A 268-nucleotide genomic window follows, 5' to 3' on the forward strand; every position below is an offset into this window, starting at 1 on the left:
GGTGCTGTGCCGTGCCGGCCGTGTGGTCCGGGCCTGTCGGCGTGTGACGCCGCGGGTGTGGACTGTGCGGGCCGTATGGGTGGTGCGGGGTGGTGCTGTGCCGTGCCGGCCGTGTGGTCCGGGCCTGTCGGCGTGTGACGCCGCGGGTGTGGACTGTGCGGGCCGTATGGGTGGTGCGGGGTGGTGCGGTGCCGTGCCGGCCGTGTGGTCCGGGCCTGTCGGCGTGTGACGCCGCGGGTGTGGACTGTGCGGGCCGTACGGGCCCGTA

This window comes from Kitasatospora sp. NPDC085464 (assembly GCF_044541955.1).
Classification (GTDB): Bacteria; Actinomycetota; Actinomycetes; order Streptomycetales; family Streptomycetaceae; genus Kitasatospora.